The sequence below is a fragment of the Streptomyces sp. NPDC052236 genome, assembly GCF_044548015.1.
Classification (GTDB): domain Bacteria; phylum Actinomycetota; class Actinomycetes; order Streptomycetales; family Streptomycetaceae; genus Streptomyces.
The window spans coordinates 96,599-112,405 of record NZ_JBIUBL010000015.1; the positions used below are offsets into that span (position 1 = coordinate 96,599).

The 15,807-nt window shown below is 69.3% G+C and carries 15 protein-coding genes; 13 read left to right on the forward strand and 2 right to left on the reverse strand.

The window, feature by feature from the left end; all coding sequences use genetic code 11:
• The first annotated feature begins 12 nt into the window (after window positions 1–12).
• The gene (locus tag ACIHCQ_RS24335) at window positions 13–1,299 is read left to right on the forward strand and encodes a geranylgeranyl reductase family protein (RefSeq protein WP_399665989.1); all 1,287 of its coding nucleotides are present in this window, start codon (window positions 13–15) and stop codon (window positions 1,297–1,299) included.
• 18 nt (window positions 1,300–1,317) lie between these two features.
• Here ACIHCQ_RS24335 and ACIHCQ_RS24340 read toward each other — a convergent pair whose 3' ends face one another.
• Entirely contained in the window at window positions 1,318–2,289 is a 972-nt protein-coding gene (locus ACIHCQ_RS24340) for a helix-turn-helix domain-containing protein (protein ID WP_399665992.1), read from the reverse strand.
• Here ACIHCQ_RS24340 and ACIHCQ_RS24345 point away from each other — a divergent pair.
• Window positions 2,288–3,289 carry an NAD(P)-dependent oxidoreductase gene (locus tag ACIHCQ_RS24345; protein WP_399665995.1) on the forward strand — a complete coding sequence of 334 codons (1,002 nt, stop codon included), beginning with the start codon at window positions 2,288–2,290 and terminating at the stop codon, window positions 3,287–3,289. The two genes, ACIHCQ_RS24340 and ACIHCQ_RS24345, sit on opposite strands and share 2 nt — an antisense overlap.
• Before the next feature lie 102 nt (window positions 3,290–3,391).
• Here ACIHCQ_RS24345 and ACIHCQ_RS24350 read toward each other — a convergent pair whose 3' ends face one another.
• Window positions 3,392–4,222 (reverse strand): C40 family peptidase, encoded by an 831-nt coding sequence (locus tag ACIHCQ_RS24350; protein WP_399665998.1) that lies wholly within the window; start codon window positions 4,220–4,222, stop codon window positions 3,392–3,394.
• Between the two features lie 718 nt (window positions 4,223–4,940).
• On the opposite strand from ACIHCQ_RS24350, the gene ACIHCQ_RS24355 reads away from it, so the two are divergent.
• The 11 genes from ACIHCQ_RS24355 to nuoK all read left to right on the forward strand — a co-directional run bounded on the left by ACIHCQ_RS24355 (window position 4,941) and on the right by nuoK (window position 15,799).
• Window positions 4,941–5,300 (forward strand): NADH-quinone oxidoreductase subunit A, encoded by a 360-nt coding sequence (locus tag ACIHCQ_RS24355; protein ID WP_399666001.1) that lies wholly within the window; start codon window positions 4,941–4,943, stop codon window positions 5,298–5,300.
• Between the two features lie 19 nt (window positions 5,301–5,319).
• Complete coding sequence (locus ACIHCQ_RS24360) at window positions 5,320–5,874, forward strand: NuoB/complex I 20 kDa subunit family protein (protein ID WP_399666004.1); 555 nt, start codon at window positions 5,320–5,322, stop codon at window positions 5,872–5,874.
• Window positions 5,871–6,605: an NADH-quinone oxidoreductase subunit C gene (locus ACIHCQ_RS24365; protein WP_399666006.1), complete on the forward strand. Its 735-nt coding sequence runs from the start codon at window positions 5,871–5,873 to the stop codon at window positions 6,603–6,605. Before ACIHCQ_RS24360 ends, ACIHCQ_RS24365 begins: the two co-directional genes overlap by 4 nt.
• Window positions 6,602–7,924: an NADH-quinone oxidoreductase subunit D gene (locus tag ACIHCQ_RS24370; RefSeq protein ID WP_399666009.1), complete on the forward strand. Its 1,323-nt coding sequence runs from the start codon at window positions 6,602–6,604 to the stop codon at window positions 7,922–7,924. The genes ACIHCQ_RS24365 and ACIHCQ_RS24370 overlap by 4 nt, the downstream gene beginning before the upstream one ends.
• Window positions 7,921–8,754, forward strand: coding sequence for an NADH-quinone oxidoreductase subunit NuoE (gene nuoE / locus ACIHCQ_RS24375; protein WP_399666012.1), 834 nt, complete (start codon window positions 7,921–7,923; stop codon window positions 8,752–8,754). Before ACIHCQ_RS24370 ends, nuoE begins: the two co-directional genes overlap by 4 nt.
• Window positions 8,754–10,112, forward strand: coding sequence for an NADH-quinone oxidoreductase subunit NuoF (gene nuoF, locus ACIHCQ_RS24380; RefSeq protein ID WP_399666016.1), 1,359 nt, complete (start codon window positions 8,754–8,756; stop codon window positions 10,110–10,112). The genes nuoE and nuoF overlap by 1 nt, the downstream gene beginning before the upstream one ends.
• Window positions 10,109–12,637: an NADH-quinone oxidoreductase subunit G gene (locus tag ACIHCQ_RS24385; protein WP_399666019.1), complete on the forward strand. Its 2,529-nt coding sequence runs from the start codon at window positions 10,109–10,111 to the stop codon at window positions 12,635–12,637. The genes nuoF and ACIHCQ_RS24385 overlap by 4 nt, the downstream gene beginning before the upstream one ends.
• 142 nt (window positions 12,638–12,779) lie before the next feature.
• On the forward strand, window positions 12,780–14,114 hold the full coding sequence (gene nuoH / locus ACIHCQ_RS24390; RefSeq protein WP_399666344.1) for an NADH-quinone oxidoreductase subunit NuoH: 1,335 nt from the start codon (window positions 12,780–12,782) through the stop codon (window positions 14,112–14,114).
• Entirely contained in the window at window positions 14,089–14,679 is a 591-nt protein-coding gene (nuoI, locus tag ACIHCQ_RS24395) for an NADH-quinone oxidoreductase subunit NuoI (RefSeq protein WP_399666022.1), read from the forward strand. The genes nuoH and nuoI overlap by 26 nt, the downstream gene beginning before the upstream one ends.
• A complete protein-coding gene (locus ACIHCQ_RS24400; RefSeq protein WP_399666025.1) occupies window positions 14,676–15,503 on the forward strand; it encodes an NADH-quinone oxidoreductase subunit J in 828 nt (275 codons plus the stop codon). Before nuoI ends, ACIHCQ_RS24400 begins: the two co-directional genes overlap by 4 nt.
• Window positions 15,500–15,799 carry an NADH-quinone oxidoreductase subunit NuoK gene (nuoK, locus tag ACIHCQ_RS24405; protein ID WP_399666028.1) on the forward strand — a complete coding sequence of 100 codons (300 nt, stop codon included), beginning with the start codon at window positions 15,500–15,502 and terminating at the stop codon, window positions 15,797–15,799. Before ACIHCQ_RS24400 ends, nuoK begins: the two co-directional genes overlap by 4 nt.
• Window positions 15,800–15,807 lie beyond the last annotated feature (8 nt).

Consider the following 15,807-nt stretch of genomic DNA (forward strand, 5'->3'; position numbering starts at 1 on the left):
GGGAGAACTGCCGTGACCGAGCCCCTCTCCGAGCACACCGCTGATGTGATCGTCGTCGGGGCGGGCCCTGCCGGTTCCACCACCGCGTACTACCTCGCCAAGGCCGGGCTCGACGTCCTCCTCCTGGAGAAGACCGCCTTCCCGCGCGAGAAGGTCTGCGGCGACGGCCTCACGCCGCGCGCCACGAAGCAGCTGGTCGCGATGGGCATCGACATCTCCGAGGAAGCGGGCTGGCTGCGCAACAAGGGCCTGCGGATCATCGGCGGCGGGGTGCGGCTCCAGCTCGACTGGCCGGAACTCGCCTCGTATCCGGACTACGGACTCGTACGCAGGCGCGACGACTTCGACGAGCAGCTGGCCAGGCAGGCGCAGAAGGCGGGCGCGCGGCTGTACGAGCGGTGCAACGTCGGGGCGCCGGTCATCGACGACCGCACCGGCCGTATCACCGGCGTGAACGCCAAGCTGGGCGAGGAGAAGACCCCGGTCGTCCTCCATGCCCCGCTCGTCGTCGCCGCCGACGGCAACTCCTCCCGGATCTCCCTCGCCATGGGGCTGCACCGCCGCGAGGACCGCCCGATGGGCGTCGCCGTGCGTACGTACTTCACCTCGCCCCGCCACGAGGACGACTACCTGGAATCCTGGCTGGAGCTGTGGGACCGCCGCGGGCCCGGCGCGGACCGGCTGCTGCCCGGCTACGGCTGGATCTTCGGCATGGGCGACGGTACGTCCAATGTCGGCCTCGGCGTGCTGAACACCTCCTCCGCCTTCAAGGAGCTGGACTGGCGCGAGGTGCTGAAGGCCTGGTGCGCCTCGATGCCGGAGGACTGGGGCTACACCGAGGAGAACATGACGATGCCGATCAGGGGCGCCGCGCTCCCGATGGGCTTCAACCGCCAGCCGCACTACACCAAGGGCCTGCTGCTCGTCGGCGACGCGGGCGGCATGGTCAACCCGTTCAACGGCGAGGGCATCGCGTACGCCATGGAGTCCGGGCAGACCGCCGCCGATGTGATCGTGCAGGCGCACGCGCGCCGGACCCCGGCACAGCGGGAGGTGGCCCTCCTGCGCTACCCGAAGGTCCTCAAGGACACCTACGGCGGCTACTACACGCTTGGCCGCGCCTTTGTGAAGCTGATCGGCAATCCGAAGGTCATGCAGATCGCGACCCAGCGCGGTCTGACGCATCCGCTGCTGATGAAGTTCACGCTGAAGATGCTCGCGAACCTCACCGACCCGACGGGCGGCGACGCGATGGACCGCATCATCAACGGCCTCTCGAAGGTGGCCCCGAAAGCCTGAGGCCCCGCGGCCCAGGCCTCACGCCCTGAACGTCCGCCGGTAGTCGGTCGGGGAGACCCCGACCGTACGGCTGAAGTGGCGGCGCAGATTGGCCGCGCTGCCCAGCCCGCTGCGCTCCCCGATCTGTTCCACCGGCAGATCGGTGCTCTCCAGGAGCGACTGCGCGCGCGCCAGGCGCTGGCTCAGCAGCCACTGGAGCGGGGTGGTGCCCGTCGCGTCCTGGAGGCGGCGGTGGAAGGTGCGCGGGCTCAGCCGGGCCCGGCGCGCCAGCGCCACGACCGTCAGCGGCTGCTCCAGCCGCTCGGTGGCCCACTGGAGTACGGGACCGAGGCTGTCGTCGTCGTCGGCGGGCACGGGCAGCTCGATGAACTGCGCTTGGCCGCCCGTGCGATGGGGCGGCACGACGAGCCGGCGGGCCACCTGATTGGCGACCCGCGCGCCGAGGTCCTGACGGACCAAGTGGAGGCAGAGATCCAGCGCGGCGGTCGCGCCCGCGCTGGTCAGCACGTTTCCGTCGTCCGTGTAGAGGACCGAGTCGTCGACGATGACCTTGGGGTGGCGGGCGGCGAGTTCGCGGGTGTGCTGCCAGTGGGCGGTGGCGCGGCGGCCGTCGAGGAGCCCGGCCGCGGCGAGCGCGAACGCGCCGGTGCACAGGGACACCATGCGGGCCCCCGAGTCGGCGGCGGCGCGCAGCGCCTCGACCAGTTCGGGCTCCACCTCGCCGCCCTCCTCCGCGCAGGCTTCCGGCACGGAGGGCACGATCACGGTGTCCGCGCCGACAAGGCCGTCGAGGCCGTGGTCCGTACGGAGTGAGAAGCCGGGGCCCGGGGAGGGGGCGCCGGTGCCGCAGAGCCGCAGCTCGTACCAGGGGTCGGCGAGGTCCGGGTGCGGGATGCCGAACACCGTGCAGGCGATGGAGAGTTCGTACAGCTCCCAGAGTGAGATGCCCGCGTCCTGGACGACGGCCACGGCGACGGTTCCTGGGCGCATGCGAACAACTGTACGGCGGGAATGGTGCGGAGGTGGGCAGTTCTGCCACTGTCGGCGGCCCTGGCCCGCTGCGAATGTGGATCTCGAACAAGGAACCACCGCAGATGAGGAGTCAGCAGACATGAGCGAACAAAAGCCCGCAACCCCCGTCACCGTTGTCGGACTGGGGCAGATGGGGTCGGCGCTCGCGGGTGCGTTCCTCGCCGCCGGGTGTGCGACGACCGTCTGGAACCGTACGCGGTCGAAGGCCGACGCCCTGGCCGCGCGCGGCGCGGTGAGCGCGACGACCGTGCGTGAGGCGGTCGCGGCGAGCGAGCTCGTGGTCGTCTGCGTCCTCGACTACCCCGCCGTACGCGAACTGCTCGACCCGGTCGCCGACGCGCTCGCGGGCCGGGTGCTGGTGAACCTCACCACCGGCTCCCCGGAACAGGCGCGCGAGACCGCGGAGTGGGCCGCCGGGCTGGGCATCGGGTATCTCGACGGCGCGATCATGTCGACGCCGCCGGGCGTCGGGAACCCGGCGAGCATGTTCCTCTACAGCGGCGCGCCCGCCGTCCTCGCCGCGCACCGCCAGACCCTGGCGAGCCTGGGCGACCCGCTCGACCTCGGTGAGGACCCGGGTCTCGCCTCGCTCTACGACGCCGGGCTGCTCGGTCTGATGTGGTCGGCCTTCAACGGCTGGCTGCACTCCACGGCGCTCGTCGGCGCGGACGGCGTGTCCGCGAGCGCGTACACCCCGATCGCGGTCCGCTGGCTGACGGCCGTCACCGGCTTCATGAGTGCGTACGCCGAGCAGATCGACGCCGGTCACTACCCGGGCGACGACGCCACCCTCGACGTACAGCGGGTGGCGATCGAGCACCTTGTGCACGCGGGGCAGAAGCGTGGTGTGGACGGCCGGCTGCCCGAGTTCAACCGGGAGCTGATCGAGCGGGCGGTCGCCGACGGCCACGGCGGCGACAGCTACGCGCGGCTGATCGAGGCGTTCCGCAAGAACTGACCGGCAGCCCCCAGGGGCGTACCAAGGGCAGGACACACCAAGGGCCGCGGCTCTACCCCCGAGCGGGGGAGCCGCGGCCCTTCTGGCTGTGTGGGACGCGGGTCAGAGAACCCGGACCGCGCCGTCCGCCGGGTAGCCCGACAGATCCTGGATCACGACGCCCTTGCTGGGGTTGGCCGCGTCGAGGTACTGGCCGTCGCCGATGTAGACCCCGGTGTGGTACGCCGAACCGGCGCCGCCCCAGTAGAGGATGTCGCCGATCTGGAGGTTGCTCGTGCCCACCTGCGTACCGGCGGTCGACTGGTCCTGCGAGACGCGCGGCAGGTCAACGCCCACCGTGCGGAACGCGGCCTGGACGAGGCCGGAGCAGTCCCAGGAGTTGGGCCCCGTGCCGCCCATGACGTAGGCGTCGCCGACCTGCGCCTTGAGGAAGGCGACGACGGTCGCGGCCGAGCCGGTCGCCGACGACGAGGAGGAGGAGTTGGAGCTGGCGCCGACCGAGGAGTCGGCGGCCGAGCTGTTCGCGGAGAGCGAGGTGCGTGGCGCCTCGCGGGAGGCACGCTCCTTGGCCGCGTCCGCGCGCTCCTTCGCCTCGGCCTTCTCCTTGGCCTCGGCCTTCCGGTCCGCCTCGGCCTTGGCCTTCTTGGCGGCAACCTCGGCCTTGGCGGCCGCGGCGTCCTCCTGGGCCTGCAACTCAAGGTCGAGCGCGGCCTGCCGGGTCGCCTCGGCGGACTCGGTGAGGGAGGCGGAGAGACCGGACGTGAGCGTCGGCATCTCCATGGTCTGGGTCACCGGGTCGGCGAACGCCGGCGCGGCGGCTCCGGCCACTGCGATGGTGGAGAGCACGCCGCCGGCGACTCCGGCCCGGAGCGACAACTTGGACGCGTTGCTGCGGGGCTTCCGGTGGCTGGGTATCTGAGCGGTGTGGGACATGAGTACACCGCTACCAGGGGGTCACCGTTCCCTTCAAGAAACGTGTGTTGCGCCACAGTTACGTCTGGAATCTCGTAATCCGCCCCACCCCGGACTTTATTGACGCCGTAACGGGCAATCCGGGCAGGCGCGATCACGGCCGCGATCACGGGCTTTCCATAAAAGGTCCGGATTGCCCGGCGCCTACCACCGCTTCACGCACATGGCCAAGCCCGCTTTTATTGGCACTCCGGGCGAGTGGCGCAGGTCACAGAAAGGTCACCGTCCGAGGGCCCCCGCCCGCTCGTGAACGCGTGCACGCGTCCACCCCAATCCGCTCGGCTCCCCGGCCGGGTGACGACGCGTCCACTATCACCCGTTGCGGTCCAGTTCCAATTTGCCTGTATGCGCCACCCTTTGATAGGGGCGCCGCATCCGACCAGCGGGGATGCCCCGGGATGTCACATCCGGTGATCGCTCGCGCGCTTCCCGTATGAAGATCGACAGCGCTGTGAGTTGATGATCCATCCGCGGGTGGTGGAGATCACAAAGGCGTTGTCGCACCCCGTGTCGCAGATCACAGACCGGCAGGCATAGGATGCGAAGCAGTCGGGCTTGTGAACTGCCTCACATACTGCTTCACCTCTACGGGATCTTCTCCACGTGATCTTCGTGAGACGGGGCGAGGCGCATGCCCGGCGCAGCCCAAGGTCAAGGACGACTGGAAGGAGCGAGGAGGGTGAATGCTTACGCGCCCGTCCTGGTGCTCGGCGCCCTGGGGGCAGGGTTTGCGATCTTCTCCGTGGTCATGGCCACGTTCATCGGCCCCAAGCGGTACAACCGGGCAAAGCAAGAGGCGTACGAGTGCGGCATCGAGCCCACCCCCACGCCGGCCGGTGGCGGCCGCTTTCCCATCAAGTACTACCTGACGGCGATGCTCTTCATCGTCTTCGATATCGAGATCGTCTTCCTCTATCCCTGGGCGATCACATTCGACGCCCTGGGGATTTTCGGGCTCGTGGAGATGCTGCTCTTCGTGCTCACCGTCTTCGTCGCCTACGCGTATGTGTGGCGGCGGGGTGGCCTGGAATGGGACTGAGGGGCTGAGGAGCACACCAATGGGAATCGAAGAGAAGCTGCCGAGCGGTTTTCTGCTGACCACCGTCGAACAGGCCTCGGGCTGGGTGCGCAAGTCATCCGTCTTCCCGGCCACCTTCGGTCTTGCCTGCTGCGCCATCGAGATGATGACGACCGGTGCGGGCCGTTACGACTTGGCCCGCTTCGGCATGGAGGTCTTCCGCGGCTCGCCGCGCCAGGCCGACTTGATGATCGTCGCCGGCCGGGTCAGCCAGAAGATGGCGCCCGTCCTGCGGCAGGTCTACGACCAGATGCCCAACCCCAAGTGGGTCATCTCCATGGGCGTCTGCGCATCATCGGGCGGAATGTTCAACAATTATGCGATTGTGCAGGGCGTTGATCATGTTGTTCCCGTTGATATCTATTTGCCAGGTTGCCCGCCGCGTCCGGAGATGCTGATGGACGCCATTCTCAAGCTGCACCAGAAGATCCAGAGCTCCAAGCTCGGCGTGAACGCGCAGGAAGCGGCCCGCGAGGCGGAGGAGGCGGCCCTGAAGGCGCTCCCCACCATCGAGATGAAGGGGCTGCTGCAGTGAGCGACGTCAACGAGCCGAACCCCGAGAAGGAACTCAGCGCGCAGAACCTGCCGGGGCAGCGCGGCGAGCACGGCGAAGAGGTCCGCGTCCAGCGCGGCATGTTCGGCGCCAACAACGGCGGCGACACCTCCGGCTACGGCGGCCTCGTCCGCTCCGTACGCCTGCCGGGCCCCAGCGCCCGCCCCTACGGCGGCTACTTCGACGAGGTCGCCGACGAACTCGAAGGCGCGCTGGAGGAGCAGGGACTCGTCCCCGAGAACGCCATCGAGAAGACGATCGTCGACCGCGGCGAACTCACCTTCCACATCGCCCGCGAGCACCTGGCGCAAGTGGCGCGCACCCTGCGTGACGACCCCGCCCTGCGCTTCGAGCTCTGTACGGGCGTGAGCGGCGTCCACTACCTGGAGGACAAGGGCCGCGAGCTGCACGCCGTCTACCATCTGCGCTCGCTCACTCACGGCCGGCTGATCCGCCTGGAAGTCTCCGCCCCGGACAGCGACCCGCATGTGCCGTCCCTGGTCGCGGTCTACCCGACCAACGACTGGCACGAGCGCGAGACGTACGACTTCTTCGGGCTCGTCTTCGACGGCCACCCCGCCCTCACCCGGATCATGATGCCGGACGACTGGCAGGGCTTCCCGCAGCGCAAGGACTATCCGCTCGGCGGGATCGCCGTCGAGTACAAGGGCGCCCAGATTCCGGCTCCGGACCAGCGGAGGTCGTACTCGTGACTACCCCACCAGCAAGCGCGCGCGAGACCACCGAGGGGACTGTCTACACAGTCACCGGCGGCGACTGGGACGAGGTCGTCCAGTCCGCGGCCAAGGCCGACGACGAGCGGATCGTCGTCAACATGGGCCCGCAGCACCCCTCCACCCACGGCGTGCTGCGCCTGATCCTGGAGATCGACGGCGAGACGGTGACCGAGGCCCGCTGCGGCATCGGCTATCTGCACACCGGCATCGAGAAGAACCTCGAATACCGGACCTGGACGCAGGGCACCACCTTCGTCACGCGCATGGATTACCTCACCTCGTTCTACAACGAGGCGGCGTACTGCCTGGCCGTGGAGAAGCTGCTCGGCATCACGGACGCGATCCCCGACCGGGCGACGGTCATCCGCGTCCTGCTGATGGAGCTCAACCGGCTCTCCTCCCACCTGGTGTGCATCGCCACCGGCGGCATGGAGCTCGGCGCCACCACGATCATGATCTACGGATTCCGGGACCGCGAACTGATCCTGGACCTGTACGAGCTGATCACCGGCCTGCGGATGAACCACGCGTTCATCCGGCCCGGGGGACTCGCCCAGGACCTGCCGCCCGGCGCGGTCGACGCGGTCCGCGAGTTCGTCAAGAAGATGACCAAGAACCTGCCGGAGTACGACAAGCTCGCCACCGGCAACCCCATCTTCAAGGCCCGTATGCAGGACATCGGCTATCTCGACCTGACCGGCTGCATGGCGCTCGGGGCGACCGGCCCGATCCTGCGCGCCGCGGGCCTCGCCCACGACCTGCGCAAGACCGACCCGTACTGCGGTTACGAGACGTACGACTTCGACGTCCCGACCGCCGACAGCTGCGATGCCTACGGTCGCTTCCTCATCCGCCTGGAAGAGATGCGGCAGTCGCTGCGGATCGTCGAGCAGTGCCTGGACCGGCTTGAGCCGGGACCGGTGATGGTCGCCGACAAGAAGATCGCCTGGCCCGCGCAGCTCGCGCTCGGGCCCGACGGACTCGGCAACTCCCTCGACCACATCAAGAAGATCATGGGCACCTCCATGGAGGCCCTGATCCACCACTTCAAGCTGGTGACCGAGGGCTTCAGGGTCCCGCCCGGCCAGGCGTACGTGGCCGTCGAGTCGCCCAAGGGCGAACTGGGCGTCCATGTCGTCTCCGACGGTGGCACCCGCCCCTACCGGGTCCACTTCCGCGACCCGTCCTTCACCAACCTGCAGGCCATGGCGGCGATGTGCGAGGGCGGCCAGGTCGCCGACGTCATCGTCGCCGTCGCGTCCATCGACCCCGTGATGGGAGGCGTCGACCGATGACTGACGTCAGTTTGGGGATGCCGCAGCTCCCCGCCCCCGATTACCCGGCCGACGTACGCGCCAGGCTCGAAGCGGACGCCAAGGAGGTGATCGCCCGCTACCCCGACAGCAGATCCGCCCTGCTGCCGCTGCTGCACCTGATGCAGTCGGAGGACGGGTACGTCACCCGCACCGGCATCCGCTTCTGCGCCGAGGTGCTCGGGCTGACCACCGCCGAGGTCACCGCGGTCTTCACCTTCTACACGATGTACCGGCGGGTGCCCTCCGGCGACTACCAGGTCGGCGTCTGCACCAACACGCTCTGCGCGGTGATGGGCGGCGACGCCATCTTCGACGAGCTCAAGCAGCACCTCGGCGTCGGCAACAACGAGACGACCGAGGACGGCAAGGTCACGCTGGAGCACATCGAGTGCAACGCGGCCTGCGACTTCGCCCCCGTGGTGATGGTCAACTGGGAGTTCTTCGACAACCAGACGCCCGAGTCCGCGCGGCAGCTCGTGGACGATCTGCGCGCCGGACGGCCGGTCGAGCCCACCCGCGGCGCTCCCCTGTGCACCTACAAGGAGACCGCCCGGATCCTCGCCGGGTTCCCCGACCAGCGCCCCGGCGCGGTCGAGGCCACCGGCGGCGCGGGCCACGCCTCGCTGGTCGGCCTGCGCCTGGCCAAGGGCGAGACGCCGGCCGCCCGGGTCGTCTCCCCGCGCGGCGAGGCCCCCGAGGAAGCGCCCCAGCCCGGCGCCGAGCACCTGAGCTCGCACGACGCACCGCAGCAGACCTCGGCCTCCGACCCGGCACACCCGGCCGGACCCGTATCCGAGGAGGGGGAGTGATGACCTTGGCCGCCGAGATCGACAACGCGAGCCCGGAGAAGCTTCTCGCGCCCGTCCTCTCCGCCTTCTGGGACGAGCCCGAGTCATGGACTCTGGACACCTACCACCGCCACGAGGGGTACGAAGGGCTGCGCAAGGCGCTGGCCATGTCACCCGACGACCTCATCGCGTACGTCAAGGACTCCGGTCTGCGCGGTCGCGGCGGCGCGGGCTTCCCCACCGGAATGAAGTGGCAGTTCATCCCGCAGGGAGACGGCAAGCCGCACTATCTTGTTGTCAACGCCGACGAGTCGGAGCCCGGGACCTGCAAGGACATCCCGCTCCTCTTCGCGAACCCGCATAGCCTCATCGAGGGCATTGTGATCGCTTGTTACGCGATCCGCTCGAACCATGCCTTCATCTATCTGCGCGGTGAAACCGTCCCCGTACTGCGGAGGCTGCACGAAGCCGTCCGCGAGGCGTACGAGGCGGGCTACCTCGGCACAAACGTTCTCGGCAGCGGACTCGACCTGGAACTCACCGTGCACGCGGGGGCGGGCGCGTACATCTGCGGTGAGGAGACCGCGCTGCTGGACTCGCTGGAGGGGCGGCGCGGACAGCCCCGGCTGCGTCCGCCATTCCCCGCGGTCGCCGGTCTGTACGCATGCCCCACTGTGGTGAACAACGTCGAGTCCATCGCCTCGGTTCCCGCGATCCTGCACCGCGGCAAGGACTGGTTCAAATCGATGGGCAGCGAGAAGTCCCCGGGCTTCACGCTCTACTCGCTCAGCGGCCACGTCACCTCGCCGGGCCAGTACGAGGCCCCGCTCGGCATCACCCTGCGCCAGCTGCTCGACATGAGCGGCGGCATGCGCAAGGGACACCGCCTCAAGTTCTGGACGCCCGGCGGATCGTCGACCCCGATGTTCACCGCCGAGCACCTCGACGTCCCACTCGACTACGAGGGCGTGGGGGCGGCCGGATCCATGCTCGGCACCAAGGCGCTCCAGTGCTTCGACGAGACCACCTGCGTCGTACGGGCGGTCACGCGGTGGACCGAGTTCTACGCCCACGAGTCCTGCGGCAAGTGCACGCCCTGCCGTGAAGGCACGTACTGGCTGGTGCAGTTGCTGCGTGCCATCGAAAGCGGGGCGGGCATCCTTGCCGACCTCGACAAGCTGAACGACATCGCCGACAACATCAACGGCAAGTCCTTCTGCGCGCTGGGCGACGGCGCGGCCTCGCCGATCTTCTCCTCGCTCAAATACTTCCGCGAGGAGTACGAGGAGCACATCACCGGCAAGGGATGCCCCTTCGACCCCGCCAAGTCGACGGTCTGGGCGGACCGGCACGCCGACAACACAGAGGTGAACGCATGACGGTGACGACTAACGCCCCCTCCGGGGGCGGCGAGGCCGTGGTCCCGCCGGAAAACCTCGTCACGCTGACGATCGACGGCATCGAGATCTCCGTCCCCAAGGGGACGCTCGTCATCCGCGCCGCCGAACTCCTCGGCATCGAGATCCCGCGGTTCTGCGACCACCCCCTCCTCGACCCCGCCGGCGCCTGCCGCCAGTGCATCGTCGAGGTCGAGGGCCAGCGCAAGCCCATGGCGTCCTGCACCATCACCTGCACCGACGGCATGGTCGTCAAGTCGCAGCTCACCTCGCCGGTCGCCGAAAAGGCGCAGCACGGTGTGATGGAGCTGCTCCTGATCAACCACCCGCTGGACTGCCCGGTCTGCGACAAGGGCGGCGAATGCCCCCTACAGAACCAGGCGATGTCGCACGGCAACGCCGAATCCCGCTTCGAGGGAAAGAAGCGGACATTCGCCAAGCCCGTCCCCATCTCCCCGCAGGTGCTGCTCGACCGCGAGCGGTGCGTGCTCTGCGCCCGCTGCACCCGCTTCTCCAACGAGATCGCGGGCGACCCGATGATCGAGCTGCTGGAGCGGGGCGCGCTCCAGCAGGTCGGCATCGGCGAGGGCGACCCCTTCGAGTCGTACTTCTCCGGCAACACCATCCAGATCTGCCCGGTGGGCGCGCTGACCTCGGCGGCGTACCGCTTCCGCGCCCGCCCCTTCGACCTGGTGTCCTCGCCGAGCGTGTGCGAGCACTGCGCGGGCGGCTGCGCCACGCGTACGGACCACCGGCGCGGCAAGGTCATGCGGCGGCTGGCCGCCAACGACCCCGAGGTCAACGAAGAGTGGATGTGCGACAAGGGGCGCTTCGGCTTCCGCTACGCGCAGCAGCGGGACCGGCTCACCACCCCTCTCGTACGCAGTGAGACCGGCACCCTGGAACCGGCGAGCTGGCCCGAGGCGCTGGCGGCGGCGGCCCACGGCCTGAGCGCGGCCCGCGGCCGGACCGGCGTCCTGCTCGGCGGCAGGCTCACCGTCGAGGACTCCTACGCGTACGCGAAGTTCGCCAGGGTCGCCCTCGACACCAACGACGTGGACTTCCGGGCGCGCGTGCACAGCAGCGAGGAGTCCGACTTCCTGGCCTCCCGTGTCGCCGGGCGCGGCCGGGACCTGGACGGCAGTGGCGTCACGTACAGCTCCCTGGAGAAGGCCCCGGCCGTGCTGCTGGTCGGGATCGAGTCCGAGGAGGAGGCCCCCGGCGTCTTCCTGCGGCTGCGCAAGGCACACCGCAAGCGCGGCCAGCGGACCTTCAGCCTGGCCACGCACGCCACCCGCGGCCTGGACAAGGCGGGCGGCACGCTGCTCCCCGCCGCCCCCGGCACCGAGACCGAATGGCTCCACGCGCTCAGCGGCGGCGTCGGCCCGGAGAGTCCGGCGGGTCTTGACGGCGATGGCGCGAAGGCCGCCGAGGCGCTGCGGGCCGACGGCGCGGTCATCGTCGTCGGCGAGCGGCTCGCGGCCGTGCCCGGCGGGCTCACCGCCGCCGTACGGGCCGCGACCGCGACCGGCGCCGAACTGGTGTGGATCCCGCGCAGGGCGGGGGAGCGCGGCGCCGTCGAGGCGGGCGCGATCCCCTCGCTGCTGCCCGGCGGCCGTCCGGCCACCGACCCGCGGGCCCGCGAGGAGACCGCGGGGGCCTGGCGCGTACGGGAACTCCCGCACCGCTACGGGCGCGACAGCGGCCAGATGATCGAGGCTGCGGCCACCGGCGAACTGGGCGCCCTGGTGGTGGCGGGCGTCGAGGTCGCGGACCTGCCCGACCCGGCACGCGCGCGTGAAGCACTCGGCGCGGTCGGTTTCCTGGTCGCTCTGGAGCTGCGGCCGAGCGAGGTCACCGAGCGGGCGGACGTGGTCTTCCCGGTCGCCGCCGTCGCCGAGAAGGCGGGCACGTTCCTCAACTGGGAGGGCAGGGCGCGGTCCTTCGAGGCCGCGCTCAAGCCCGAGCAGATGACGCGCCGCCTCGCGCCGGCCGACGGGCGGGTGCTGCACATGCTCGCCGACGCGATGGACGTCGCGTTCGGACTGCCGGACCTCGCGTCCGTACGCAAGGAACTGACCAGCCTCGGCGTGTGGGACGGGCCGCGGGCGACCGAGCCCCTGGAGCCCGCCAGGCCGCTGCCCCGCCCGGGCGAGCACGAGGCGGTCCTCGCGGGCCACCGGATGCTGCTCGACCAGGGCCTGCTCCAGCAGGGCGACGAGGCGCTGGCGGCCACCCGGCATGCCGCGGTGGCCCGGCTCTCCGCGGCGACGGCGGCCGAGACGGGCGTCAAGGACGGCGATGTCCTGGCCGTCACCGGGCCGGCGGGCTCGGTGGAACTCCCGCTCCGGGTGACCGAGATGCCCGACCGGGTGGTGTGGCTTCCGCTGAACTCGGCCGGCGGCGGCGTCCCCGCGGACACCGGCGCGCTGCCCGGACAGGTCGTCCGGATCGGCCCGGCAGCCAGTGAGGCTCCCGCCGCTGACGTATCGGAGGCGCAGTCATGACCGACTTTCCCGCCGGGACGGCCTCGGCCCTCCGGCCGGCCGCAGGCCCGGCCCTCCACGCTGCAACGGAGGTGCGAGCGTGATTGCCCTCGTTCATATCGCGGATCCCCAGCGGAGCGTACTCGCGGCCGAGGACCTCTCGATGTTCGGACGCGACCCCTGGTGGCTCATCGGCATCAAGGCCGTGTTCTGCTTCGCCTTCCTGATGATCACCGTGCTGTTCTCCATCGTGTGGGAGCGCAAGGTTGTCGCCTGGATGCAACTGCGCATCGGTCCCAACCGGCACGGCCCCTGGGGCATGCTCCAGTCGCTGGCCGACGGCATCAAGCTGATGCTGAAGGAAGATCTCATCGTCAAGCGCGCGGACAAGGTCGTCTACGTCCTCGCGCCGATCATCGCCGCGGTCCCGGCCTTCATGGCGATCGCGGTGATCCCCTTCGGCCCGGCCGGCAACGAGGTCTCGATCTTCGGCCACCGCACCACGATGCAACTCACCGACCTGCCGATCGCGATGCTCTACGTCCTCGCGATCGCCTCGGTCGGCATCTACGGCATCGTGCTGGCGGGCTGGTCGTCCGGCTCGACGTATCCGCTGCTCGGCGGACTCCGCTCCTGCGCGCAGATGATCTCGTACGAGATCGCCATGGGCGCGGCCTTCGCCTCGGTCTTCCTCTACTCCGGGTCGATGTCGACCTCGGCGATCGTGGAGGCGCAGGCGGACCGCTGGTACATCATCCTGCTCCCGGTCTCCTTCATCATCTACATCGTCACGATGGTGGGCGAGACCAACCGCGCCCCCTTCGACATGCCGGAGTCCGAAGGCGACCTCGTCGGCGGCTTCAACACCGAGTACAGCTCGATCAAGTTCGCGATGTTCATGCTGGCCGAGTACGTCAACATGGTCACCGTCTCGGCGGTCTCGGTCACCCTCTTCCTGGGCGGCTGGCGGGCCCCGTACCCCGTGTCCACCTTCTGGGAGGGCGCGAACCACGGCTGGTGGCCGATGCTCTGGTTCGTGATCAAGGTCCAGCTGCTGCTGTTCTTCTTCATCTGGCTGCGAGGCACGCTGCCACGCGTCCGCTACGACCAGCTGATGAAGCTCGGCTGGAAGGTCCTGATCCCGGTATCGCTGGTCTGGCTGATGCTGGTGGCGACCGTACGGGCGATGCGGAACGAGAACTACGACTTCCAGCAGATCGTGCTGTACGTCGGAGGCGCGGTCATCGCTGTGCTGCTGCTCTCCTTCGTCGCGGACCTCTTCCGCGCCCAGAAGGAAAAGGAGCAGGAGAAGGCGGCGGCGGAGGTGGAAGGCGAGCCGGTGGCGTTCGACCCGATGGCGGGCGGCTTCCCCGTACCGCCGCTGCCCGGACAGACGTTGCCGCCGGTGCCCCGACGACGGCCGCGCGGTGAGCGCGAGCTGATTGTCAGTGGCGGAGTGGACACTGCAAGTGATGGAAAGGAGGCTGACGGTGTCTGATTTCCAGAATCCCGTTGCCGGCTTCGGCGTGACCTTCAAGGCCATGTTCAAGAAGCGGCTGACCGAGCAGTACCCGGAGCAGAAGAAGACGACGGCGCCGCGCTTCCACGGCAGGCACCAGCTCAACCGCCATCCGGACGGTCTTGAGAAGTGCATCGGCTGCGAACTGTGCGCCTGGGCCTGCCCGGCGGACGCGATCTATGTGGAAGGCGCGGACAACACCGAGGAGGAGCGCTACTCCCCGGGCGAGCGGTACGGCCGCGTCTACCAGATCAACTACGCCCGTTGCATTCTCTGCGGCCTGTGCATCGAGGCCTGCCCCACCCGCGCGTTGACCATGACGAACGAGTTCGAACTGGCCGACAGCAGCCGCGAGGCCCTGATCTATACGAAGGAGCAGCTGCTCGCCGGGCTCGAAGAGGGCATGGTCGAGACCCCGCACTCGATCTTCCCGGGGACGGACGAGCAGGACTACTACCGGGGGCTGGTCACCGAGGCCGCTCCCGGCACGGTCCGGCAGGTCGCCGTCTCCAAGGGGGAGAAGGGCGAGGAGGTGGACGTATGAACACCCTCGCGGCCACCACCACGTCGACCGGTGAGGCCTTCCAGTTCTGGCTGCTCGGCTCCATCGCCGTCCTCGGGGCGCTCGGCACGATCCTGATGAGGCGGGCCGTCCACAGCGCGCTCTGCCTCGCCGGGACCATGATCATTCTGGCGGTCTTCTACCTCGCCAACGGCGCGTACTTCCTGGGCGTCGTCCAGGTCATCGTCTACACCGGCGCCATCATGATGCTGTTCCTCTTCGTGGTCATGCTGGTCGGCGTCACCGCCGCCGACTCGCTCAAGGAGACGCTGAAGGGCCAGCGCTGGCTGGCCGCTGCCTGCGGGCTCGGTTTCGGCATCCTGCTGGCCGCCGGAATCGGCAACGCCTCGCTGAACAACTTCAACGGCCTCGGCGCGGCCAACAGCGCGCACGGCGGCAATGTCGAAGGCCTCGCCCGGCTTATCTTCACCAAGTACGTCTTCGCCTTCGAGATTACGGGCGCGCTGCTGATCACGGCGGCGGTCGGGGCGATGGTGCTCACCCACCGGGAGCGCACCGAGCGCGCCCCCACCCAGCGGGAGATGTCCGAGGCGCGCGTACGCGGAAAGCATCTGCCGCCGCTGCCCGCCCCCGGCGTCTACGCCCGCCACAACGCCGTGGACATTCCCGGTCTGCTGCCCGACGGCACCACGTCCGAGCTCAGCGTCATGAAGACACTGCGGGCGCGCGGCCAGATCCGCGATGTGTCCGACGAGGCCGTGGCGGACCTCAAGGCGCTGGAGCAGCGCTCCGAGGACCGGCTCGGCCGTGACCACGAGACGCACGAAGGCGAGGTCGCCAAGTGAACCCGGTCAATTACCTGTATCTGGCCGCCCTGTTGTTCACCATCGGCGCGGCCGGGGTGCTCATCCGGCGGAACGCGATCGTGGTCTTCATGTGCGTCGAGCTGATGCTGAACGCCTGCAACCTCGCGTTCGTCGCCTTCTCCCGGATGCACGGCAATCTCGACGGCCAGATCATGGCCTTCTTCACGATGGTCGTCGCCGCCGCGGAAGTCGTGGTCGGGCTGGCGATCATCGTCTCGCTGTTCCGTTCCCGCCACTCGGCCTCGGTCGACGACGCCAGCCTGATGAAGCTGTAAGGGGTCGC